This is a genomic window from Tenacibaculum agarivorans, assembly GCF_001936575.1.
In the GTDB taxonomy this organism is placed as follows: domain Bacteria; phylum Bacteroidota; class Bacteroidia; order Flavobacteriales; family Flavobacteriaceae; genus Polaribacter; species Polaribacter agarivorans.
This window is the reverse complement of the sequence record NZ_MSMP01000001.1, coordinates 340,812-363,281: the sequence shown is the minus strand read 5'-3', so window position 1 is coordinate 363,281 and position 22,470 is coordinate 340,812. Positions and strand designations below refer to the sequence as shown.

The 22,470-nt window shown below is 31.1% G+C and carries 20 protein-coding genes; 9 read left to right on the top strand and 11 right to left on the bottom strand.

All coding sequences use genetic code 11. The annotated features are described in order from the left end of the window. Positions 1-120 precede the first annotated feature (120 nt). Positions 121-1,572, top strand: coding sequence for an SH3 domain-containing protein (locus tag BVC87_RS01630; RefSeq protein ID WP_075340589.1), 1,452 nt, complete (start codon positions 121-123; stop codon positions 1,570-1,572). Positions 1,573-1,590: 18 nt separating this feature from the next. Here BVC87_RS01630 and mutS read toward each other — a convergent pair whose 3' ends face one another. Beyond that, a complete protein-coding gene (gene mutS / locus BVC87_RS01625; RefSeq protein WP_075340588.1) occupies positions 1,591-4,200 on the bottom strand; it encodes a DNA mismatch repair protein MutS in 2,610 nt (869 codons plus the stop codon). 130 nt (positions 4,201-4,330) lie between these two features. Here mutS and BVC87_RS01620 point away from each other — a divergent pair, with 130 nt between their 5' ends. Next, on the top strand, positions 4,331-4,861 hold the full coding sequence (locus BVC87_RS01620) for an RNA methyltransferase (protein ID WP_075340587.1): 531 nt from the start codon (positions 4,331-4,333) through the stop codon (positions 4,859-4,861). Between the two features lie 224 nt (positions 4,862-5,085). Here BVC87_RS01620 and BVC87_RS01615 read toward each other — a convergent pair whose 3' ends face one another. Both BVC87_RS01615 and BVC87_RS01610 read right to left on the bottom strand, forming a co-directional pair. Continuing rightward, a complete protein-coding gene (locus BVC87_RS01615; RefSeq protein ID WP_075340586.1) occupies positions 5,086-5,373 on the bottom strand; it encodes a type II toxin-antitoxin system RelE/ParE family toxin in 288 nt (95 codons plus the stop codon). Continuing rightward, positions 5,360-5,728 carry a ribbon-helix-helix domain-containing protein gene (locus BVC87_RS01610; protein ID WP_234974612.1) on the bottom strand — a complete coding sequence of 123 codons (369 nt, stop codon included), beginning with the start codon at positions 5,726-5,728 and terminating at the stop codon, positions 5,360-5,362. The genes BVC87_RS01615 and BVC87_RS01610 overlap by 14 nt, the downstream gene beginning before the upstream one ends. Positions 5,729-6,097: 369 nt before the next feature. On the opposite strand from BVC87_RS01610, the gene BVC87_RS23300 reads away from it, so the two are divergent. The 4 genes from BVC87_RS23300 to BVC87_RS01600 all read left to right on the top strand — a co-directional run bounded on the left by BVC87_RS23300 (position 6,098) and on the right by BVC87_RS01600 (position 9,511). Beyond that, on the top strand, positions 6,098-6,256 hold the full coding sequence (locus tag BVC87_RS23300) for a hypothetical protein (protein WP_159439298.1): 159 nt from the start codon (positions 6,098-6,100) through the stop codon (positions 6,254-6,256). Positions 6,257-6,787: 531 nt separating this feature from the next. After that, the gene (locus BVC87_RS23295; protein ID WP_159439297.1) at positions 6,788-6,925 is read left to right on the top strand and encodes a hypothetical protein; all 138 of its coding nucleotides are present in this window, start codon (positions 6,788-6,790) and stop codon (positions 6,923-6,925) included. An 80-nt stretch (positions 6,926-7,005) separates the two neighbouring features. Further along, positions 7,006-8,841: a tetratricopeptide repeat-containing sensor histidine kinase gene (locus tag BVC87_RS01605; protein ID WP_075340585.1), complete on the top strand. Its 1,836-nt coding sequence runs from the start codon at positions 7,006-7,008 to the stop codon at positions 8,839-8,841. Beyond that, complete coding sequence (locus tag BVC87_RS01600) at positions 8,834-9,511, top strand: response regulator (RefSeq protein WP_075340584.1); 678 nt, start codon at positions 8,834-8,836, stop codon at positions 9,509-9,511. The genes BVC87_RS01605 and BVC87_RS01600 overlap by 8 nt, the downstream gene beginning before the upstream one ends. A 1,574-nt stretch (positions 9,512-11,085) precedes the next feature. Here the strand turns inward: BVC87_RS01600 and BVC87_RS01595 are convergent. From BVC87_RS01595 to BVC87_RS01585, 3 genes are all read right to left on the bottom strand, one after another. After that, positions 11,086-11,418, bottom strand: coding sequence for a hypothetical protein (locus BVC87_RS01595; protein ID WP_075340583.1), 333 nt, complete (start codon positions 11,416-11,418; stop codon positions 11,086-11,088). A 341-nt stretch (positions 11,419-11,759) separates the two neighbouring features. Continuing rightward, the gene (locus BVC87_RS01590; protein WP_075340582.1) at positions 11,760-12,443 is read right to left on the bottom strand and encodes a LytR/AlgR family response regulator transcription factor; all 684 of its coding nucleotides are present in this window, start codon (positions 12,441-12,443) and stop codon (positions 11,760-11,762) included. Further along, positions 12,440-13,120: a sensor histidine kinase gene (locus tag BVC87_RS01585; RefSeq protein ID WP_234974611.1), complete on the bottom strand. Its 681-nt coding sequence runs from the start codon at positions 13,118-13,120 to the stop codon at positions 12,440-12,442. The genes BVC87_RS01590 and BVC87_RS01585 overlap by 4 nt, the downstream gene beginning before the upstream one ends. Positions 13,121-13,596: 476 nt before the next feature. Here BVC87_RS01585 and BVC87_RS01580 point away from each other — a divergent pair, with 476 nt between their 5' ends. Both BVC87_RS01580 and BVC87_RS01575 read left to right on the top strand, forming a co-directional pair. Then, on the top strand, positions 13,597-14,478 hold the full coding sequence (locus tag BVC87_RS01580) for a thioredoxin family protein (RefSeq protein WP_075340580.1): 882 nt from the start codon (positions 13,597-13,599) through the stop codon (positions 14,476-14,478). A gap of 19 nt (positions 14,479-14,497) precedes the next feature. Next, on the top strand, positions 14,498-14,869 hold the full coding sequence (locus tag BVC87_RS01575) for a DUF1573 domain-containing protein (protein ID WP_075340579.1): 372 nt from the start codon (positions 14,498-14,500) through the stop codon (positions 14,867-14,869). A gap of 122 nt (positions 14,870-14,991) precedes the next feature. On the opposite strand, the gene BVC87_RS01570 is transcribed toward BVC87_RS01575, so the two are convergent. From BVC87_RS01570 to BVC87_RS01555, 4 genes are all read right to left on the bottom strand, one after another. Continuing rightward, positions 14,992-16,761, bottom strand: coding sequence for a MutS-related protein (locus tag BVC87_RS01570; RefSeq protein WP_075340578.1), 1,770 nt, complete (start codon positions 16,759-16,761; stop codon positions 14,992-14,994). A gap of 77 nt (positions 16,762-16,838) precedes the next feature. Next, positions 16,839-17,585 carry a succinate dehydrogenase/fumarate reductase iron-sulfur subunit gene (locus BVC87_RS01565; RefSeq protein WP_075340577.1) on the bottom strand — a complete coding sequence of 249 codons (747 nt, stop codon included), beginning with the start codon at positions 17,583-17,585 and terminating at the stop codon, positions 16,839-16,841. Between the two features lie 10 nt (positions 17,586-17,595). Further along, complete coding sequence (locus BVC87_RS01560; protein ID WP_075340576.1) at positions 17,596-19,611, bottom strand: fumarate reductase/succinate dehydrogenase flavoprotein subunit; 2,016 nt, start codon at positions 19,609-19,611, stop codon at positions 17,596-17,598. Between the two features lie 12 nt (positions 19,612-19,623). Continuing rightward, positions 19,624-20,298: a succinate dehydrogenase cytochrome b subunit gene (locus tag BVC87_RS01555; protein ID WP_075340575.1), complete on the bottom strand. Its 675-nt coding sequence runs from the start codon at positions 20,296-20,298 to the stop codon at positions 19,624-19,626. Positions 20,299-20,515: 217 nt separating this feature from the next. Between BVC87_RS01555 and BVC87_RS01550 the strand changes: the two genes are divergently transcribed. After that, positions 20,516-21,595 (top strand): aromatic ring-hydroxylating oxygenase subunit alpha, encoded by a 1,080-nt coding sequence (locus tag BVC87_RS01550; RefSeq protein WP_075340574.1) that lies wholly within the window; start codon positions 20,516-20,518, stop codon positions 21,593-21,595. Between the two features lie 32 nt (positions 21,596-21,627). Here the strand turns inward: BVC87_RS01550 and BVC87_RS01545 are convergent, their stop codons facing one another. After that, a complete protein-coding gene (locus tag BVC87_RS01545) occupies positions 21,628-22,425 on the bottom strand; it encodes a LexA family transcriptional regulator (protein ID WP_075340573.1) in 798 nt (265 codons plus the stop codon). Positions 22,426-22,470 lie beyond the last annotated feature (45 nt).

Genomic DNA, 22,470 nt, shown 5'->3' with positions numbered 1-22,470 from the left:
ATAATACAATCATAATATTCATTTTGGGTTATTTTCTTTAACATTACTTCTCATTTACAATTAATACCTTATATGAAGTTTTTTTCCTGTAGTACCATTTTAACTTTTTTTATGTCTTTGATGTGTTGCAAAACCGACAAAGAAGAGATTTTAAAACAACAGGATGTTACTATTTCTTATCAATTAAAAGAAGGTAAAGATCATTGTGGTAGGCAATTATTGGCTAATGTTAATGGTAAAGAACAGATACTTATTAATTACAATGAAAAGTTGAATTTGTATATTCAACTGCAAGACGATTTTAATAACGATGGAGCGTTAGATGTTTTGTTAGAAAATAGAAAAGGATGTTATGATAAAGGTGAGTATAGTTATGTAAGCCATGAAGGAAGTTCTTATTTCATTATGACTTATGATGGAAAAAAATTTCGAAGAACAAAAGAAGTAGGAAAAGCTTGGAATGGTATTGAAATGGAAATGAAAGAAGAGAAACTTCATTTCACTATTGAGACTCATGCTGCAAGTGTTTACAGTAATACAACAACACTTTCCTGTGATGATAAAGAAGAGGTTTTTGTATTGGATGGTTATAATTTTAAGAGAGTTTCTGTCAATCAAGTAGGCAAAAGAAAGGCAATTACTGGAGTAGATTGTATAAACCTCATCGAAAACCAATCGATTGTTGAGTCTAGAAAGTATATTGATTTTGATTTAGATAATGATGGTCATATAGATCAATTGACTTTAACATATAATAAAATTACCAAAGGATTTGATAAGTTAGACGTGCTATTTCATGAATATAATCCTAATAGAAATATAGCAATACCGAAAAGAAGTATAAAAAGGTTGGGAGTGTTGGCATCAAAAACAAATGAAGTTAACGATTTAGTAATTGATTGTAATGAGATTCTCGCATGGGATGGAGAAAAATACAAATACAAGCCCCACATTACTCTAAATAATAGATATAAAGTTTTTGCAAAAAACGGCCTACTTATTCGTGATCAACCAGCTTCATATGGTAATGTAATAGGTAAATTTGATTATGGTACTGAGATAACTATTCTAGAGAAGACAGATATTGAAATGAAGTATAATGATAAAGAAGAAGAGTATCCTATTGAAGGCTATTGGTATCAAACTGAATTTATAGATAAGGAAAGTAATACAAAAAGATTAGGATATGTATTTAGTGGTTTTTTAATTAATTTAGATTACTATTCTATTTTTAGTCGATGGGGTGAATTAAGAATTTCTAAACAAGGAATAATAATTGAATTGCATAGTCAATGTTATTATACGTACCCTGTTAAAATTATTTCTGACACAGAAGTAGAGTTGATTTGGTCTCAAGACATGGATTGTAAATTTAAAAGTGGTCTTAGTGATAACTTTGATTTACAAAATGTTCCAGAAAAAGGAAAACCTTTTGCAAAGTATGTATGGAAAGGAGATACCTTAAAAGCTACATATTATTATCCAGAATGGATCAAAAAATACAATGATAATTACCCCGCTATTTTTAGGGATACCTATAACTTAAATTATGCTTCTATAACAGATTGGTAATAATTAGAAAAACAAATATTATTTCTTTACTAACATCCGCTTAATTTCATTCAGTTTCATTAAAGCTTCAATAGGAGTTAGTGTATCAATATTTGTGGTTAAAATCTCTTCTCTAATATCTTCTAATAAAGGATCGTCTAATTGAAAAAAGCTCATTTGCATATCATTGTTTTGAACATCTTTTAAGGTGTCTTCAACATTTTTGTTAGCATGACTTTCTTCTAACTGTTTTAAGATTTTATTAGCCTTTCGAATCACCACATTAGGCATTCCAGCTAATTTAGCTACGTGAATTCCGAAACTATGATTACTTCCACCAGCAACTAGTTTACGTAAAAAGATAATGCTATCTTCTAATTCTTTTACAGAAACATTGAAGTTTTTGATACGCTCAAAAGTCGTAGTCATTTCATTTAATTCATGATAGTGCGTAGCAAATAACGTTTTTGCTTTTGAAGGATGTTCATGCAAATATTCTGTAATTGCCCAAGCAATAGAAATTCCGTCATACGTAGAGGTACCACGTCCAATTTCATCTAACAATACCAAACTACGATCAGAAATGTTATTTAAAATAGAAGCCGTTTCATTCATTTCTACCATAAATGTAGATTCTCCCATCGAAATATTATCACTAGCACCAACACGTGTAAAAATCTTGTCTACGATACCAATTTTAGCTTCAGTTGCAGGAACGTAACTTCCCATTTGTGCTAACAACACAATTAAAGCCGTTTGACGCAATATTGCCGATTTACCCGACATATTAGGCCCTGTAATCATAATGATTTGTTGATCTTCACGATTCAAAACAACATCATTAGCTACATATTCTTCACCTATTGGTAATTGTTTTTCAATAACAGGATGACGACCATTTTTTATCTCAAGAGTAGTGCTTTTGTCAATAACAGGACGCACATAATTATTCTCCTTAGCTAAATTGGCAAAAGACAATAAGCAATCTAATTGCGCAATGAGTTGTGCATTACTTTGTACATCTTGCACATCTTTTACAATATACTGAATCAGTTCAATAAATAAATCAGCTTCTAACGACTGAATTTTATCTTCAGCACCTAAAATTTTAGCTTCGTATTCTTTTAATTCTTCAGTAATATAGCGTTCTGCACTTACTAAAGTCTGTTTACGAATCCATTCTTCAGGTACTTTATCTTTATGGGTATTACGGACTTCAATATAATAGCCGAACACATTATTAAATGCAATTTTTAAACTTGGAATTCCAGTACGTTCTGATTCACGAGCCAACATATCATCCAAATACTCCTTTCCAGAATTGGCAATATTTCGTAGTTCATCCAGCTCTTCAGAAATTCCATTGGCAATCGCATTGCCTTTGTTAATATTTACAGGAGCATCTTCAAATAAAGTTGCGCTAATCTTATCAATAAGATCATTACAATCTTTTAGTAAAGAACCAATCATTTTTACCGTAGCATTTTTAGTGGCTTCGGCAGCAGATTTTATTGGATGAATAGCTTTTAACGAATTCTTTAATAAAACAACCTCTCTAGGTGAAACTTTACCTGTAGCTACCTTAGAAATTAAACGCTCCAAATCAGAAATCTGTTTTAATTGATAAGTAACTGTATCGAAAAATGATTCGTTATCAATTAAAAACTGAACCTGTTCTTGTCGTTGCTGAATTGGTTTTAAATCTTTCAATGGTAAGGCCAACCAACGTTTTAATAAACGCCCTCCCATAGGAGAAATGGTTTTATCGATAATATCTAATAAACAAACTGAGTTTACAGAATTACCACCATACAATTCTAAGTTTTTAACCGTAAAACGATCCATCCAAACATACAAATCTTCAGCAATTCTACTGATCGATTGAATATGTTCAATTTTATTCAGTTGTGTTTCTGACAAGTAATACATTACCGCACCAGCAGCAATAATACCACTTGTAATTTCGTCTACACCAAACCCCTTTAGATTTTTTACTTTGAAATGATTTAGTAACGTTTCATAACCATAATCTTTTTGAAACACCCAATCTTCTAAATAAAAGGTATGGAAATCGTTAGTAAATGCTTCTAAAAAACGTTGTTTATGTTGTTTTTGAACCAAAATTTCACTTGGCGAAAAATTCTGTAACAACTTATCTATATACGCTTCATCCCCCTGAGCTACTAAAAACTCTCCTGTAGATACATCTAAGAAAGAAACTCCAAGCTGTTTTTTATCAAAATGAACCGCAGCTAAAAAGTTATTGGTTTTCGATTGTAGCACCTCATCATTTAAAGACACTCCTGGAGTTACCAATTCAGTTACTCCACGTTTTACAATCTTTTTAGTCATTTTTGGATCTTCTAACTGATCACAAATGGCTACACGTAAACCAGATTTTACTAACTTAGGTAAATAAGTGTTTAAGGAATGATGTGGAAATCCAGCCAATGCTGTTTCACTTTCACTACCATTACCACGTTTGGTTAATACAATACCCAAAACTTCTGACGCTTTAATAGCATCTTCACCAAAGGTTTCATAAAAATCACCCACCCTAAATAGCAACATAGCATCCGGATGCTTAGCCTTAATTCCGTTGTATTGCTGCATTAATGGAGTTACCTTTTTTGCCTTTGTTTTTGCCAAGTTTATAGATTTTTAAGTTAGTTTTGCGAAGATAGAAAAAAGTCATCAGTAGGCAGTTTTCAGTGAACAGTTTGTGAATATTTTATTTAAAAATAACTGTCGACTGCCAACTATATACTGCGAACTAAACATGAGGAAACTAAGAAATAGCGAACTAGGAAGAATATCTGTAGAAGAGTTTAAAAATGCTGATAAAACGCCAATTATAGTGGTGTTAGATAATATTAGAAGTTTAAATAATGTAGGTTCAGTATTTAGAACTTCGGATGCGTTTTTAATTGAAAAAATATATTTGTGTGGTATAACCGCTACACCACCTAATAAAGAAATTCATAAAACTGCATTAGGATCTACGGAATCTGTAGCTTGGGAATATGTAGAAGATACCTTGACCTTGGTAGAAAAATTAAAGGCTGAAGGTGTTCAGGTTTTATCCATAGAGCAAGCAGAAAATAGTACTATGTTAGATACGTTTAGTGTAGTACCAAATCAAAAATATGCTGTGGTATTTGGTAATGAAGTAAAAGGCGTACAGCAAGACGTAGTTTCTGCTTCTAATGTATGTATTGAAATTCCACAATTAGGTACCAAGCACTCGCTAAATATTTCTGTAAGTTGTGGAGTAGTGTTATGGGATTTGTTTTGTAAGTTAAGAGGTTAGAATAACTTGCTATATGTTTCCGTCATCACGAGGGATTGAAATTACCGAAGTGATCTCATTCTAAGAGTTAGTAATTTCCAGCATTCTAAATAGCAGTATTGAATTAGTCTTTTCTCTTGTTTCTTGCTTCTCGTCTCTCAAACAACAGATTGCTTCCCCTTATCTTTCCTTTGATAACCTCAGGAAACGTTAAGGGTTCCGCTGATAAAGAGGTTTAATTTGAATCATAGTTTTTCATTCAAATCTTGTTTTCCTACTATTGCCATTATTTCTACAGTGTTTCCATTTATTTTGTAGTAAATACTGTCAACACTGCACACACAGCGTCTATATCCTTTTTTTATAAAATCTACGGATTCAAAGGAAAAAGGACGTTCAGCAATGATGTCAAAATAATTGAAAAAGGATTCAAAGTATTTGTCTGCTTGGGTCATTCCAAATTTTTCAACTCCGTAGTGATGAATCCGAATTAAGTCATTTTTTGCTTCGTTGGATAACCTATATTGGGCCATTTAGAAAAGACTTAGATTGTGCTAAAATACTTTCTTTACTATCGTTTGTAAATCCACTATGTTCAGCTTTTTCTAGTTTAGCTTTAATCCAATCAATTTGAACTTGTTGTTTTCTGGCTTGTCTAATCAAGTCGTTAACTAACTCACTTTTACTTGAATATTCTTTACTGTCTACTTGAGCTTTTAGCCACTCATCGTTTGGTTTTGTAAATGATATACTTTGTCTAGACATAATGTATTGTTTGATGTAAAAATACACCAAAAACGAATCAAACACAAATTCTTTTCCATTGTTATAATAAGATAGAAGTATTGAATTAGTCTTTTCTCTTGTTTCTTGCTTCTCGTTTCTCAAACAACAGATTGCTTCGCTTCCCCATCTCTTTCCTTCGAGAACCTCAGGAAACATCCAGGGATCGCTCGCAAAGACGTTTATTTTTTCCGTCATCACGAGGGATCGAAATGACCGAAGTGATCTTATTACTAAGAGTTAGTAATTTCCAGTATTCTAAATAGCAGTATTGAATTAGTTTTCTCTCACCTCTTGCTTCATGTTTCTCAAACAACAGATTGCTTCGTTTCACTCGCAAAAACGTTCATGCTCCACTCCCAAACACAAAAAATTACTTTATCCTTTTTTTAACAGCAAAAATTTGTTTTAAAAGTATTGCAAAAGTATTGCAAAAGTATTTTTCCTCTTTATTAATCTTTTAAAACTAAAATTATGTTAGAAAATTTAAAGCAGTTTGCAATTGTAAAAAAAGAATTATTAAATGTATATGGAGGAGGAAGACCATGTCCTGGAAGCGGTGGTGGTGGAAGTAATGGAAGCGGAGATGTAAACACTACACCTGTTTGCGATGAGACTGTAGAAGTTTGTTAGATTATATTTCTTTTAAAAGTTTAAGACCGTTGTTAGTTAATAACGGTTTTTTTTATGTCTTCATTAGAAATAATTTAAGTGCTTCCCTTGGGGCTAGAAATATGTCTCGATTCTTGTTTCTTGCTTCTCGTTTCTCAAACAACAGATTGCTTCGTTCCACTGCGTTTCACTCGCAAAGACTTTCTTTTCTTAATCACAAAGCGTTTCCTGAGGCACTCGAAGGAAACTAAAATTGATAATTGATTAATGATAACTGATCACTGTAAAGACGTTGTTTTTTTCTCTTACCCAAATAAAATGTTTGTTTATCTTTGTAAACAGGGAAACTAACGTCAATTAGCAATAGCTATGACGAAAAATCTAAAAACAGAGAGATTATAAGTTTACATTAGAGTAACTAAATTTAAAATTCGTGTTAAAAAACTAACAATTTATTGATTTACAGTTGAAAACGAGTCGTATATTGTGTTTTTTAGCCAGAAAGATTTAAATTTAAGTGATTATTGTATTATTAACTTTAAAATTCTAAACATGCTAAGTATTACTCAAAATCAAAAAAATGGAGTTACTAAATTTCCAAACGAAGAAAAAGAAGGCCCTACAACAGGAGGCGGAACATCTACTGGAGGTGGAGGTGGAGATACAGGAACAGGAGATGGTGATAGATAAAAATAGACTAATTATCTAATTAGAAAATTAAAAAAACCATTATTTTTGATAAATAATGGTTTTTTTGATTTTACAAGTAAATGATTAAACGACTACTTATTTTTTTATTGTTTCCTCTTGTCATATTTGCTCAGGATTTAAATGAAAGACCTTCAATTAAAAACGAGTTGATAGAAAGAGGAAGACAAGCATATTTTTCTAAAGATCTGAATAAGTTACAAAAAATAACTACTCAGGTAGATTCTTTGTATAATTTAGAAGGGGACTCTATTTTATTTGCTAAATACTATCATTTTAAAGCATTACAGCATAAATTAACTTATAAAAATGATAGTGCTTTTTATTTTTATCATGAATCAAAGAACATTTCAAAGCTAATTAATGATTCTTTAGCAGTTGGTAGGCGTTTGTTAAGTTTAGCTGTACTGCAGAGAAATGCAAAAGATTTTTTAGGCAGTGAAATCAGCTCTATAGAAGCTTTGCAATATTTAGAACCAATAAAATCATATAAATACATTGAGGTAGTATATAATAATCTCGGTGTTGTTGCTGAAGAGTTAGATAAAAAAGAAGAAGCATCTATTTATTATAATAAAGCTTTAGAGATCAATAAAAATAATAAGAATGATAGGGAGTATTTGTTTACGATAAATAATTTAGGATTTTTATATCAAAACCAATCAAAACATAATAAAGCAAAAGAGTACTTTTTAAAGGGGTTAAAGTTCGATAGTATAGAGCAAAACCACCCTCATCAATACTCATTACTATTAGAAAATTTAATATTTAGCGAGTTGCAGTTAGGGATGAAAGATCAAGTAATAAATCGCTACAATAAAGTATTAGAAATAAAAAAAAGAGAAAATAACTTACAAGGGGTTAGTACTACTTTACTAAATATAGCTAATTTTTATATAGATATAAATAAAAACCAAAATGCTAAACTATATGGTCTTGAGGCTCTAAAATATGCCAAGCAAACTCATAATAATAAGCGTTGGTTAGATGCTTTACAATTACTTTCTGTTTTAAGCTCAGGTAATGAATCTAAAGCCTATTTAGAAGAATATATAACTTTAAACGACAGTTTATTTCAACAAGAACGTCAGTTAAAAAATCAGTTTGCTAAAATCCGTTATGAGACGGATAAAAAAGAAAAAGAAAACACTTTTTTAAAGTCAGAGAATGAAAAGCGTTTGGCTGAAGTAGAAAAGCAACGACAGCAAAAAATAATAGGTTGGCTAGTAGCTATTTTAAGTGTACTTATTTTATTATCGAGTATTTCCTTCTTTTCTTTTCGTAGAAAACGGTTATTGTATCAAGCGCAATTACAAAAAATACAAGCCAGAGAAAATGAACGTAGGCAAATTGCAAAATCGTTACATGATGAGGTAGCTGGAGATTTACGTTTGTTGCATCAAAAATTAGCGCAATCACAGTTACTACCAGAGGCACAAAAATTAGAAGAGGTAAAAGAAAACGTTCGAAACCTATCGCATCAATTGAGTAGTGTAAGTTTTGAGAAAGTAAACTTTGTAGATCAGATTATTAACCTAATTAGTGATTACTTCGAGCCAGGGTTTATCATTAGGGTACATGGACTAAAAGAGATCAATTGGCACAATGTAAATCAGTCCATAAAAAGAGTATTATATTTAAGTATTAGAGAAAGCATTCAGAATTGTCAGAAGTACGCCGAAGCATCTAGAATAGATATAAATTTTAAAGTACATAAAAAAGCTGTACATTTGGATATTCAAGACAACGGTAAAGGTTTCAACACAAATAATTCTAAAAAAGGAATTGGCTTACAAAATATGGATGAGAGAGTTGGGGAATTAAATGGTAAGTTGGCTATTTCTAGTGAATTAGAAAAAGGAACCCAAATAGCAATTCAAGTACCTCTAAATGCCTAAAACTACTAAAATACTCTTAACAGACGATCACCAGTTAATCATTGAAGGAATACTTTCGTATTTAAACGGAATAGAAAATTTAGATATTGTAACTACAAACTCGTGTGATGATGCTTATGCTAAAATTAAAGTAGCATTGGTTGATGAGCCATTTGATATTCTTTTTACAGATTTAAGTTTCGATAATACAGATAATAGTTCTAAAATAGATAGCGGTGAAAACCTAATTAAAACATTACGATCGGAAAATATAGATATTAAAGTAGGTGTGCTTACTGGGCACTCTGAAACCAATCGTATTTTTAATGTAATTAGAAACTTAGAACCTTCAGCGTATTTACTAAAAGGAAAATGTAATACGAATGAGTTAAATTTTGCCATTCAAAAAATGTTAGCAGGCGAAATATACTACACACATGAAATTCATCAGAAGCTATTGAAAAGAGCATTAGTTGAAATTCAAATGGATGATGTAGCTATTCAAATTTTAAAAGAATTACCAAACCACCCTAAGATCAGTAACTTAGAGGGGGTTGTAAAAAAAGAAGATGGTAGTTTTTTAAAAATTAGATCCATAGAAAACAAATTGGCAAAACTTAGAACAGACTTACAAGCTAATAATAATACAGATTTAGTGCTGAAAGCTAAAGAGTTAGGTATATTGGATTAACCCGTTGCGGAAATCCACATTTTCAGTTACAGATATCCCTTTCCAGAGGAGAAACAACTTAGTTACATTTGTATCGAATTAGTTTAATAGTTCAAACGAACAAAGGGAAAAATTCCTTGGAAAGATTAGAAAGAAGAATTGAATCCTTCAACGTGGTTGAAGGGTTTTTTTTGGTTCAAAAACAACCATTTGCAGAAATCCACATTTTTTTTTGCGGAAATCCCCTTTATAAAAATGTGACTATCCCATACATTTGTTTCAGTGATCATCCACAATGTAAGGGTGAAAACATTTTAGGGGATTATATAAGAGGTTGCGTGACAGCCTCTTTTTTTTGCTTCATATTTTGATCAGTTAAGTCTTCAAAACACTAATTGTCAGTTCGAGTGCTTTTTCTGGTGATTGAGCTTAGTCGAAATCAAAAGTAAAAGTGTATCGAGAACAATATGCATATTGAAAGCTTCTCAATAGCTCTGCTGAATTTGATTCAGCACAAAATTTCTCTTAGTTATATTACAGGTAATTTCACTAGAAGTGATGTTAAAATTAAAACACTAATTTTAAAATGACACTAATCTAACTTAGGTTGTTTACCTATCGTGTTAATTGTAAAAAGCTTAGTAAATTTCCTGCCCTCACTTTTAATCATAAACAGAGATCACCACTACATAAATCCACACGCTACAGTGCGGAAATCCCCTTTATAAACGAGTGACTTGGTTTTACCTTTGTGCGTGTGATCATCCACAATGTAATAAGAGGGTGAAAAACATTTTAGGGGATTATATGAGAGGTTGTGGGAACAACCTCTTTTTTTGTTTCAGATTTTTATGAATCCGTTTTGAGGATTCGAATTTCAATAACTAACTTTTTATTCCATCATAATTGATTAAAAATATCATTACAAAAAGGGTAATGAAAAGCAGTTTTTTGTTGCAATTAGTGTAACTGATTTCTTTTCATAATCTCACTATTGTAAAAAGTAATCACTGCTACATAAATCCACAATATATGCTGCGGAAATCCCCTTTATAAACTAGTGACTTGGTTCTACCTTTGTGCGTGTGATCATCCACAATGTAATAAGAGGGTGAAAAACATTTTAGGGGATTATATGAGAGGTTGTGGGAACAACCTCTTTTTTTTTCTTCAGTTTTTTATGAATCCATTTTGAGGATTCGAATTTCAATAACTAACTTTTTATTCCATCATAATTGATTAAAAATATCATTACAAAAAAGTGTAATGAAAAGCAGTTTTCTGTTGCAATTAGTGTAACTGATTTCTTTTCATAATCTCACTATTGTAAAAAGTAATCACTACTACATAAATCCACAATATATGCTGCGGAAATCCCCTTTATAAACTAGTGACTTGGTCATACCTTTGTATCGGTGATCATCCACAATGTAATAAGAGGGTGAAAACATCTTAGGGGATTATTTAGAGGTTGCTGTAAAGCAACCTCTTTTTGTTTATATAAACTTATATATAACAAAAAACCAGTAAGCTGACTTCTTACTGGTTTTTAAATTGAGGGATAATTTATTACTAAAAATACTACTCGTATATGATTATTCTGCGATAAGAGTTAAAGGCATTTTGAAAGTTTTACCTTTAGCTACATTATTGTTAGTGATTACTTTGTAGTTTAATTTGTTCTTTACAAAAGTATCAACTAAACTATTGTTAGAGTTAACAGTTAAAACAATGATTTCTCCTTTTTGATTTACTGTAAATTCTACTACAGTAGATTCTTTTTCAGCTAACTCAAAGTTTGCTTTTCCTAATAATTTAATAATCTCAGATCTTAATTCAGATTTAATCACTTCTGCTGGTCTAGCGTTGTTTGCAAATGCTGAAAAGTTTACTAAAGCTACTACAACTAATACTACTAATTTTCTCATCTTTTTTTTATTTTGGGTTTTATTATTTTTCGTTAAAAATTACATGGCAAAAATACTTTCGGATAATTGTTTTTGAGCGATTTGCTATATTAACAAAAAGTCTTTTTTACATGTTTTTTATGATCTTTTTAAAGAACTTAACAATTATCTAACATTGATAAATTCTCAATTGCGGGCGCAAAAGTACATATATTTTTCAATTAAAAAAGCAAAAAACGCATTTTAAATGTGTTTTTAATAAAATTTTAAGATATAAAAATTAAACTCTTAAGTTAATTTTAAGTTAGGAAGTTCATAAAAATCAATGCCTACAGGTGCACTGATGAGTCTAAAATGAAGAATTATTTAGTGTCAAACTTTTTAAAAAAATCAGCTTTAAAAACTCTTCCGATAGGAATTTTTTTATCTCTAATATAAATTACATTTCCAGAAACCTTTTCAATATGATGCATATTTACGATGTAAGATTTATGAACGTGGAAAAATGCATCGGATAAATTTTCTTTCCATCTCTTCAATGTATCAATAATCACAAGTTTTTTACCAATGGTTACAAAAGTGATGTAATTTCTATCAGATTCTATATATAGGATATCTTCAATAGATAATTTGTGTAATGTTTTATCAATATTTAAAACAATGGATTTAGGAGGTTGTTTTTCTACACTATTTGTGCTCTTTTTAATTTTATGAATGGCTTTTAAAAAACGATCAAAAGAAAAAGGTTTTACCAGATAATCAACAATAGTTTCTAATTCGAAACTATCTAAGGCATAATTAGGATATGCTGTAGTAATAATAATAAGAGGTGGATTTAGCACCGTTTTAATAAAATCGAGCCCCATATAATCAGGAAGATTGATGTCTAAGAATACAAAATCTACACTATTTGTTTTTAAATATAGACTTGCTTCTTCTGCCGTTTGAAAAGTAGCAGTTATGGTAATATCAGGAATTTTACCTACAAAATTCTTAAGAATGTTCTGTGCAGGTAATTCATCTTCTATAATAATACAGGTAATCATACTAAATTTAGTTTTAGCGTTACTGAAAATGTTGCATCAGTCTTAATTTGTAAACTATACTTATCTTCATAAAGTAAGTGTAGTCTTTTTTCTAAATTTTGTAACCCAATATTTGTGCTTTCTGAAATTTTAGCAGCATCATATTCGTTTTCACAAAAACAAATAATGTTTGAGTCTTCTTGAAAAATGCTAATAGTAATAGTACTATTGGGCGTACTATGTTTAAAAGCATTTTCTATAATAGCGATTAAAAGTAGTGGAGCAATTTGGTAATTGGTATTGTTAATGGTTGAAGTATAATTTAGTTTTTTAACGCCCTCAATTCGTATTCTTTGAAAATCGATATAATTAGTAACGTATTGTAGTTCATTTTCTAAAGGAATAAAATCTGCATTACTTTCATACAATACATGTTTTAAATTATCAGATAGTTTTAAAATCAAATCTGGAGTTTCGTCTGGTTTTTCAATAGCATAAGAATAGATTGTATTTAAGTTATTAAAAAGTACATGTGGATTCATTTGAGATTTTAAAAACTTAAGTTCCATTGCTGTGCGTTCTTGTTGTGCTTTTTGAAGTTCGTCCTCTCGTTCTAAATACTTAAAGAGTATCCAAACAAAAGAGAAAAAGATTAAAGGAACTAAACTTTGCCATAAATAATCACTTAAACATTTCATTATTGTACATCCACATCGTGTAAAAACGTTGCAGTACAATTGAGTAGCAAAAAATGAAATTGCAATGAAAATAATAGCGTAAATAAAATAGCTTTTCTTTTTTACAAAATAAGGAAGCAATAAGAAATTATTAGTATACACTATACAAATAAGAATAGATAGGTATTGTAAAAAAGGATTTTCAGACCAATAGTATTCTGAGAATACAAATAATGATATACATATAAAAAGCACCCAAAATAATAGGTGTACTAATAGTTGTGAAATGTGTTTTTTAAGAATTTCCATTGTCAAGATGAAAATACAGATTTAAACGCTATTACAATAAGATCAAGTACAAAATGCAGCAAAAGAAGTATAAAAAGCACTTTATACGCTGGTTAATGTTGTTTGTACCGATTTATATGTAGTGTGTTAAGTTCTCTTTTTTTAAAAACCATCTTGCTATTAGTTTTGAGAAAAAAAACACATAAACCATGAAAAAAAATATGACCATCCTTTTGCTTTTAGTCTCTTTTATAGGTATAGATGCACAACTAAATTTTATAACTAAAGATGAGAAAGGAAACGAAATGTTATTGGGAAAAGTAGATAAAGAAGGTTTTAATTCCTCAGCATTTGATTGGTTTGCTAAAAATCACCAAAAGTATTTGACTAATGATAAAGTAATAACTGAGTTAAAGAGTAAATTAAAAGACTATAACATAAAAGTGTTTTTTGGCTCTTGGTGTGGAGATAGCAAACGTAATCTTCCTATTTTTTATAAAGTGCTTGAAGAGGCGGGATTTCCAAAAGAAAATCTTGAAGTTTTTGCTGTAGATAGAAAAAAAGAAGCCTATAAGCAATCTCCAAATAGAGAAGAAAAAGGATTGAATATTCACAGAGTCCCAACATTTATAGTGTATAAAGAAGGAAAAGAAGTTAATAGAATAGTGGAAGATCCTAAAGAAACTTTTGAAAGAGATTTGCTGAATATTGTTACTAAAGAAAAGTATTATCCTAAATACAGAGCTGTAGAGCTTATAGAGAATCTCTTGAAAAATTCAAAAGATAGTGTTCAGTCTATGGAAAAACAGTTACTTCATTTCCTTCCAGAAATAACAAAAGGAACAAGAGAACTGAATACTTATGGTTTTGTGAAGTTAAGAAATAAAGAGTTTGATAAAGCGGCGTATATATTTGAATTGAACACCAAAATCTATCCGAATAATTATGTTACATATAGCAGTTTGGGAACATTGTATTATGAACAAAAAAAGTATAAAGAAGCATTAGAGCAATTCTATAAAGCATTGAGCCTTTATCCTGAAAACAAAAAAATTAAAGAACTAATTCAAGAAATACATGCTAAGAGTTAACAATTAAAAACTATATATTATGAAAGTACAAATTACATTTTTACTGCTTTTAGCCTTTGCAATAGGTGGTAATGCGCAAGAGTTTAAATTTGAGAATGAAACTATTGATTATGGAAAGATAGCTCAGGGATCAGAAGGATTACGAGTATTTGAGTTTACCAATATAGGTGATGCTCCTCTAATTGTGAAGCAAATTAAATCAACTTGTGGGTGTACAGTTCCGCAAAAACCCGAGAAACCAATTATGCCAGGAGAAAAAGGAAGTATATCAGTATCTTACGATACAAAGAGGCTGGGTAAATTTTCAAAAGCAATAACTGTTTTTTCAAACGCTAAGCAAGAACGAAAATTATTAAAAATAAAGGGGTTTATTGCTAAAGCAATACAGTAAAAGGGTTAATTGGTAACGATTCAAGAACCGATTAGGATTGTATCGAGAGCGATTTGTTAACATCTCGATACAATTTTTCTTCATTTTATTCTGAAAAATCACTCAATGTGACATGTTTAGTTTTAAATAATTTCCATCTTTTTTAATAAGAAACTAGCATTCATATTTCTACATATTCCTTTTTTAAAGGTGTAATCAAAATAAAGTTCATCATTAACAATTTCAGCATCAAAATAGTAATTTTTAATTGCGGTTAATTCATTTTCTATTTCGCAAAGGCTTAAGTCGTGTGTAGCTATAATTCCAGTAGCATTAGATCCTACTAATTTTTCAACAAACTTCTTCGAACCTATAGCTTTATCAGTACTGTTAGTTCCTTTTAAAATTTCATCTAAAATGATAAAATAAGGATCCGTTTCAATTGTATCTACTATAAATTTTAATCGTGTTAACTCTGAGAAAAAATAAGAACTATCATCAGTTAAAGAATCACTAGTTCGCATACTAGTAATTAATTGTATTGGAGAATAAGCACAGGATGTTGCGCAAACAGGTAATCCAATATTTGCCATAACTATATTAAGTGAAACAGTACGTAAAAATGTGCTTTTACCAGCCATATTTGCTCCTGTAACAATAAAGAATTGTTCTTTGTCTATTAAGATGTCATTATCAACTCTTTTCTCTTTTTTAAGTAATGGGTGTCCCAAACCTTTTGTGTCTAAAATAGCTGTACTTTGTTTTATTTCTGGAAATACATATTCTGGATGATTAAAAGTATAATTACCTAAACTATTATAAGCATCAAAATAGGTAATCACATCAAACCATTTTTCAACAGTATTTTTATAATTTGCAATCCATTTTTCAATTCGTAAGGTGTTTATGATATCTAATAAAAAGAAACCATTTCCGAAAATGGCAATAATAATGTTGTTTCTGTTGTCTAAGGCATCCAAAGCTTTAGAGAATGCAGTGAAAATGACAGATGCTTTTTCCGTTTCAGACTGAATCTCACGCTGTTTTTCTTTTAATATTGAAGCCGTGAATTCTTCATTTTCAATTTCGTTTAAAAGCTGTGCATACTGGCGAAATGTATCTTTTATTTGATCTGAATTTTGAGATACAGCATTAATTTTTTTTAGATAACGAGAAGTAATTCCTAATCCTAAAAGCATCCAAATTAGTAATAAAGATGGACTAATTGAATTCAAATACACACATACAAATAAGCTTAATGATATTAGAGAGAATAGTCCAGAAATCCATTGCATTTGATTCGGAATAAAAGACTTGTAATTTTTTAGCCATGCTATTATATTTTTTGCTGGTGTTTCTACTTTAATTAAACTAGCAAGTGCTTGGTAATGTTGTCGCCATTTTGGTTTAGTTGCTAATTCTTTTATAGCTTCTTGACGAAAATTTATGTTATCAATATTGTTAGCTTTTAAAGCATTGGCTAACTTTAATGTACTCTCAGGGATTGTAGTTCTATTTATGAATTGAAAAAAAGATCCAATCCCAAATAAATCAATATCCAAACTGTAATAATGTTTAGGATCTTGAAATTCTAAACCAGCTTCTCTATGGTGAAAATCGCCAGCTACAATGGCTAATTCTTCTTCATTTATGTGAACTAAAGTAGTAAGAAGCGCTAATTTTCTTTTTGCATTAGTATACTTCAATAAAAGAAAGATAAATGTAGCAATCCCCACAATAGCTATTACAATACTAATTTTCCAAATAGTAAAAGATGTATATATACCAAATGCTGTAGCTAAAAAAGTAAATAATCGCAGCAAACTTAAATTTGAAATTTTCTTTTTAATGAGGGTGATTTCTCCAAGATATTTTTCTTGTTGTTCTTTATAGAAACTGATGTGATGAATCATGTATTGTTTTTGATGATGTAAAGAAACAAAAAACCCAAGACAGAGCCTTGGGTTTTTATATATCTAAAAAGTATATACTATCCTTTTAAACTTGCTTTTAAGAATTCAGTATTCATGCGAGCAATATTTTCTAAAGAAATTCCTTTAGGACATTCTACCTCACATGCTCCTGTATTTGTACAGTTACCAAATCCTTCTTCGTCCATTTGCTTCACCATGTTTAATACACGATCTGTAGCTTCCACTTGTCCTTGTGGTAATAAGGCAAATTGAGAAACTTTAGCAGAAACGTATAACATTGCAGATGAATTCTTACAAGTAGCTACACAAGCTCCACAACCAATACAAGTTGCAGCATCAAAGGCTTTGTCTGCATTCTCTTTGTTAATTGGAATAGCATTTGCATCTTGAGTATTCCCTGAAGTATTTACCGAAATAAATCCGCCAGCATGTTGAATTCTATCAAAAGAAGATCTATCAACAACTAAATCTTTAATTACAGGGAAAGCTTTAGCTCTAAATGGCTCAATATAAATAGTGTCACCATCTTTAAACTTACGCATGTGTAACTGACAAGTGGTTACTCCTCTATCTGGTCCGTGAGCTTCACCATTAATGTATAATGAACACATTCCACAAATTCCTTCACGACAATCATGATCGAAAGCTACTGGTTCATCACCACTTTCAATTAATTGTGTGTTTAACACATCTAACATTTCAAGGAAAGACATATCTGGCGATACATCGTTGATTTTATAATCAACCATTTTTCCTTTATCGCTTGCGTTCTTTTGACGCCAAATTTTTAACGTTAAATTCATAATTCTTTCCTTATTTGTATGAACGTTGTTTTAATTCAATATCGTTAAACTCTAACTCCTCTTTATGTAAAACAGCATCTTTAGGCTCTCCTTTATATTCCCAAGCAGATACATAAGCAAACTCCTTATCATTACGTAAAGCTTCACCTTTTTGAGGTCCGTCTAATTCAACAGATTCTTCACGGAAGTGCCCTCCACAAGACTCTGTTCTGTTCAATGCATCTTTAGCAAATAATTCTCCTAACTCTAAGAAGTCCGCTACACGTCCAGCTTTTGCTAATTCTTCATTGTATTCATTTGCTCCACCTGGAACTCTAACATCACTGTAAAACTCAGCTCTTAAAGCAGAAATTTCTTCTATTGCTTCTTTTAAACCTTGTTCGTTACGAGACATTCCTACTTTGTTCCACATAATTTTACCTAAACGTTTGTGGAAATAATCTACAGATTTTGTTCCGTTGTTATTCACAAACTTATCGATAGTTGCACGAACATTTTTCTCTGCTTCATCAAACTCAGGAGTTTCCGTAGAAATTGGTCCTGTACGAATATCGTCAGCTAAATAATCACCAATAGTATATGGTAATACAAAGTAACCATCAGCTAAACCTTGCATTAAAGCAGAGGCTCCTAAACGGTTAGCTCCGTGATCAGAGAAGTTTGCTTCTCCAATTGCATATAATCCAGGTACAGTAGTCATTAAGTTATAATCTACCCAAACTCCTCCCATAGTATAATGTACTGCAGGATAAATCATCATTGGAGTTTCATATGGATCCTCATCTACAATCTTCTCATACATTTGGAATAAGTTTCCGTACTTATTCTTTACAACTTCTTGACCTAATTTTTTAACTAAAGCAGCATCGTTTACATTTAAACCTTTGATTGTAGCCTGCTCTTTTCCGTAACGTTGAATAGCAGAAGCAAAATCTAAATATACAGCTTCTCCTGTAGCGTTAACACCAAAACCAGCATCACAACGTTCCTTAGCAGCACGAGATGCAACATCACGAGGTACTAAGTTACCAAATGCAGGATAACGACGCTCTAAGTAATAATCTCTATCTTCTTCAGCAATTTGTGTAGGTTTTAAATTTCCTTCACGAATTGCTTTTACATCTTCCATTTTCTTTGGAACCCAAATACGACCATCATTACGTAATGATTCTGACATTAACGTTAATTTAGACTGATGATCTCCAGATACTGGAATACAAGTTGGGTGAATTTGTGTATAACATGGGTTTGCAAAATAAGCTCCTTTTTTATGAGCTTTCCAAGCAGCTGTTACATTACTTCCCATTGCATTAGTTGATAAGAAGAATACGTTTCCGTAACCTCCAGTTCCTAATACAACAGCATGAGCAGAATGACGCTCAATTTCTCCAGTAACTAAGTTACGAGCAATAATACCACGAGCTTTACCATCAACAACTACAACATCTAACATTTCATGACGGTTGTACATTTTGATTTTTCCACGACCGATTTGACGGTTCATTGCAGAATACGCTCCTAATAATAATTGTTGCCCTGTTTGTCCTTTTGCGTAGAAAGTTCTTGATACTAATACTCCTCCAAAAGAACGGTTATCTAATAATCCACCATAATCACGTGCAAAAGGTACACCTTGTGCCACACATTGGTCGATAATATTTGCAGATACTTCAGCCAAACGGTAAACGTTAGCTTCACGAGAACGATAGTCACCACCTTTTACAGTATCGTAAAATAATCTGTAAGTAGAATCCCCGTCTCCTTGGTAGTTTTTTGCAGCGTTAATTCCTCCTTGAGCAGCAATAGAGTGTGCTCTACGAGGAGAATCTTGAAAACAAAACGCTTTTACATTATATCCTAACTCAGCTAAAGTTGCAGCAGCAGAACCTCCTGCTAAACCAGTTCCAACAACAATCACATCAATTAAACGTTTGTTTGCTGGGTTAACTAAGTTGATTTTATTTTTATGATTAGTCCATTTATCAGCAATAGGACCTTTTGGTGTTTTTGAATCTAAAGTTGCCATATGATACTATTATTAATGGTGATTGAAATGGTGAAATAATGCAATGATGATAAATCCTAAAGGAAGACCAATTGCATAAATTTTACTAAAAGTTTTCAATCCTTTAGTGTATTTGTTATTTGCTCCTACAGATTGGAAAGCAGAATTAAAACCATGTAATAAGTGAAGTGCTAAAAACACAAAACCTAAACAATACAAAGCTACACGCCACATTGGAACAAACTTTTCTTGTAATTCATGGAAATATCTAAATTCTCCATTGTGCATTCCAGAAAAATCACCTTGAATGTACTTAGTATTCATTTCAGGAATCCAGAAATCGATGAAGTGAATGATTAAGAAGATTAAAATAAATAATCCACTGTAGATCATGTTTCTACTCATCCATGTAGAATTTGCACCCCCATTATTCTTAGCATACTTTACATTTCGTGCGCTTTTGTTTTTGATTTCTAATACAAAACCCATCGCAAAGTGAAAAATCACACCAAATATTAGTACAGGTTGTAATAAATACTGTACAGCCCAGAAAGTACCCATGAAGTGAGAAGCTTTGTTAAAAGCATCTGCGCTAAATACTGATAAGATGTTAATTGCAAAATGTTGTAGTAAAAAAATCATAAGAAAGAGTGCTGAAAGTGCCATCGCAAACTTTCTTCCTATAGAAGATTTTAATAATCCGCTCATTGTCGTTTATTATTGAATTATATAATTGTGAACAAAGTTAAGATCTAAGGCTTACTTGTACAAACATTGTACTTCGTTTTACTTTATATTTAGAATGGGTTTAAATAGATTATTGGATATCCATCATAAAACTATGTTGTTTTTTATTCATCACAAAATAGCTTATTTTGTTATCAATACAGCATTTTTATAAACAATAGACTTAATTATTCGTAATATGGAAAAAGTGACTACTAGTATTTCGGAGTCTTCAACGCTACCAGCAGATTTCTATTTCGATAAAGAAATATGGGAAGCCATGAAAGAGAAAGTATTTGCTAAAAGTTGGCAATACATAGGTGATGAAAAAGAAATTTTTAATGTAGCTATAAATACGTATCCTTTTAACTTGTTAGATAAATATATTGATGAACCTTTAGTGTTAACTAAGCAAAAAGAGGAGGTTAGGTGTTTATCAAATGTATGTACACACAGAGGTTTTTTATTATCACATCACCCTGGGAAAAACAGGAAATTAGTGTGTTCTTATCACGGTAGACGATTCAATTTAGAAGGAAAATTTGAATTTATGCCGGAGTTTAAAGAAGTAGAAAACTTTCCAAGACCATGTGATCATTTACATCAATTACTCTTAAAAAAATGGGAACAATTTTTATTCACTAGCTTAGACCCGAAGATGGATTTTTCTGAAATATCTGAGGAATTAGAAAAGAAGGTTGGTTTTTTAAATGTTGAAGAATTTGAATTTGCTCCAGAATATTCTAAAACCTACAATGTACAATCGCACTGGGCATTGTATATCGATAATTATTTAGAAGGTTTTCATATTCCTTTTGTGCATCCTGCTTTAAATAGCATTTTAGATTATGGAAGCTATGATACCATTTGTGATAAAAATATGGTATTGCAAGTTGGGTATGCTGAAGGTGGAGCAGAAACATTTGATTTTCCTGAAGATCATCCAGATTATGGGAAAAATATTTCTGCATATTATTACTGGTTTTATCCAAACTTCATGCTGAATTTTTATCCTTGGGGGGTACAATTGAATATAGTGAGGCCTTACACTGAGAATTTTACCAAAGTAGAGTTTCTATATTATATTAAAGATAGAACGATTTGGGAACGCATGAGTGGTGAGCAGCTAGGAGAAAAAACACAGCAAGAAGATGAGTGGGTGGTAGAAGGTGTTCAAAAAGGATTAAAATCAAGATTTTATACTGATGGGCGATTTTCTACGACTCGAGAAACTGGAGTGCATCATTTTCATAATTTGTTAAAGAAAGATTTGAGTTAATATATTTCGAGGGTTTGCATTACTGCAAATCCTTATTTTTTAAACTTTATCTGTTCTTGAAGTTCTGTGATTTGACTTTCTAAATCGTGAAGTCTATCGTAAACATCTACAGGTTCTGGCATTTGTTTTGAAGCATACATAGTTACATACCATACCTCCATAATTTCATCAACATTAATAGTGTAAGTAGGATAATTTCCATCTTTATTATCACTTTTCAAAATCAACTTTCCCCGTTCCAGTATTCTATTAATTACCCGTTTTAGTACAATACCATCATTTTTACTTACAATAACGTATACTCTACCATCTTTAATATCATTAAGATTTTCAACATATTGACCAAAAACTAAATCACCGTCAAAAAAAGTGCGTACCATAGAATTGCCTTGTACTTCGAAACAACGAAATGATCCATGACGTAAATGCGGCATATGGAAAGATGGTAAATTTTGAATGTATTCAGTATCACCATAACCACTCAAATATCCAGCTCGAGCTTGTGTCGGGACAAAAATGATGTTTTCATGTCCAGAATCATTTGTAGATACTACTTGTGGAGTTCCAGTATAATTGCTATTCGGCAAATCTTTACGAAGCATAATTTGACTTAAGCCAAATAAATAATCAGGATTAATTTTAAACTCATTAATAATAGAGGTCAATACATCATAACCTGGTTTTGTTTTTTTTCTACTACCATCAGACTGAGGTCTACCATTTACAATACTATCTATTGTAGTTCCTGTAACGTTAATGCGTTTAGAGAAAGATAGGTTGTTGAGTTTATGAAAATCTCGAATTTCAGCTATTTTTTTAGAAATATCCATCTTGTGATTATTTTAACACAAAACACACAAAAAAGTTTTTGTTTT

What these genes read in the sequence shown, in the direction of transcription:
- BVC87_RS01630 (WP_075340589.1), top strand. Translation starts at nt 121, where the DNA reads ATGTGTTGCAAAACCGACAAAGAAGAGATTTTAAAACAACAGGATGTT.
- BVC87_RS01620 (WP_075340587.1), top strand. Translation starts at nt 4,331, where the DNA reads ATGAGGAAACTAAGAAATAGCGAACTAGGAAGAATATCTGTAGAAGAG.
- BVC87_RS01615 (WP_075340586.1), bottom strand. Translation starts at nt 5,373, where the DNA reads ATGGCCCAATATAGGTTATCCAACGAAGCAAAAAATGACTTAATTCGG.
- BVC87_RS23300 (WP_159439298.1), top strand. Translation starts at nt 6,098, where the DNA reads ATGTTAGAAAATTTAAAGCAGTTTGCAATTGTAAAAAAAGAATTATTA.
- BVC87_RS23295 (WP_159439297.1), top strand. Translation starts at nt 6,788, where the DNA reads ATGCTAAGTATTACTCAAAATCAAAAAAATGGAGTTACTAAATTTCCA.
- BVC87_RS01605 (WP_075340585.1), top strand. Translation starts at nt 7,006, where the DNA reads ATGATTAAACGACTACTTATTTTTTTATTGTTTCCTCTTGTCATATTT.
- BVC87_RS01600 (WP_075340584.1), top strand. Translation starts at nt 8,834, where the DNA reads ATGCCTAAAACTACTAAAATACTCTTAACAGACGATCACCAGTTAATC.
- BVC87_RS01595 (WP_075340583.1), bottom strand. Translation starts at nt 11,418, where the DNA reads ATGAGAAAATTAGTAGTATTAGTTGTAGTAGCTTTAGTAAACTTTTCA.
- BVC87_RS01590 (WP_075340582.1), bottom strand. Translation starts at nt 12,443, where the DNA reads ATGATTACCTGTATTATTATAGAAGATGAATTACCTGCACAGAACATT.
- BVC87_RS01585 (WP_234974611.1), bottom strand. Translation starts at nt 13,120, where the DNA reads ATGAAATGTTTAAGTGATTATTTATGGCAAAGTTTAGTTCCTTTAATC.
- BVC87_RS01580 (WP_075340580.1), top strand. Translation starts at nt 13,597, where the DNA reads ATGAAAAAAAATATGACCATCCTTTTGCTTTTAGTCTCTTTTATAGGT.
- BVC87_RS01575 (WP_075340579.1), top strand. Translation starts at nt 14,498, where the DNA reads ATGAAAGTACAAATTACATTTTTACTGCTTTTAGCCTTTGCAATAGGT.
- BVC87_RS01570 (WP_075340578.1), bottom strand. Translation starts at nt 16,761, where the DNA reads ATGATTCATCACATCAGTTTCTATAAAGAACAACAAGAAAAATATCTT.
- BVC87_RS01565 (WP_075340577.1), bottom strand. Translation starts at nt 17,585, where the DNA reads ATGAATTTAACGTTAAAAATTTGGCGTCAAAAGAACGCAAGCGATAAA.
- BVC87_RS01560 (WP_075340576.1), bottom strand. Translation starts at nt 19,611, where the DNA reads ATGGCAACTTTAGATTCAAAAACACCAAAAGGTCCTATTGCTGATAAA.
- BVC87_RS01555 (WP_075340575.1), bottom strand. Translation starts at nt 20,298, where the DNA reads ATGAGCGGATTATTAAAATCTTCTATAGGAAGAAAGTTTGCGATGGCA.
- BVC87_RS01550 (WP_075340574.1), top strand. Translation starts at nt 20,516, where the DNA reads ATGGAAAAAGTGACTACTAGTATTTCGGAGTCTTCAACGCTACCAGCA.
- BVC87_RS01545 (WP_075340573.1), bottom strand. Translation starts at nt 22,425, where the DNA reads ATGGATATTTCTAAAAAAATAGCTGAAATTCGAGATTTTCATAAACTC.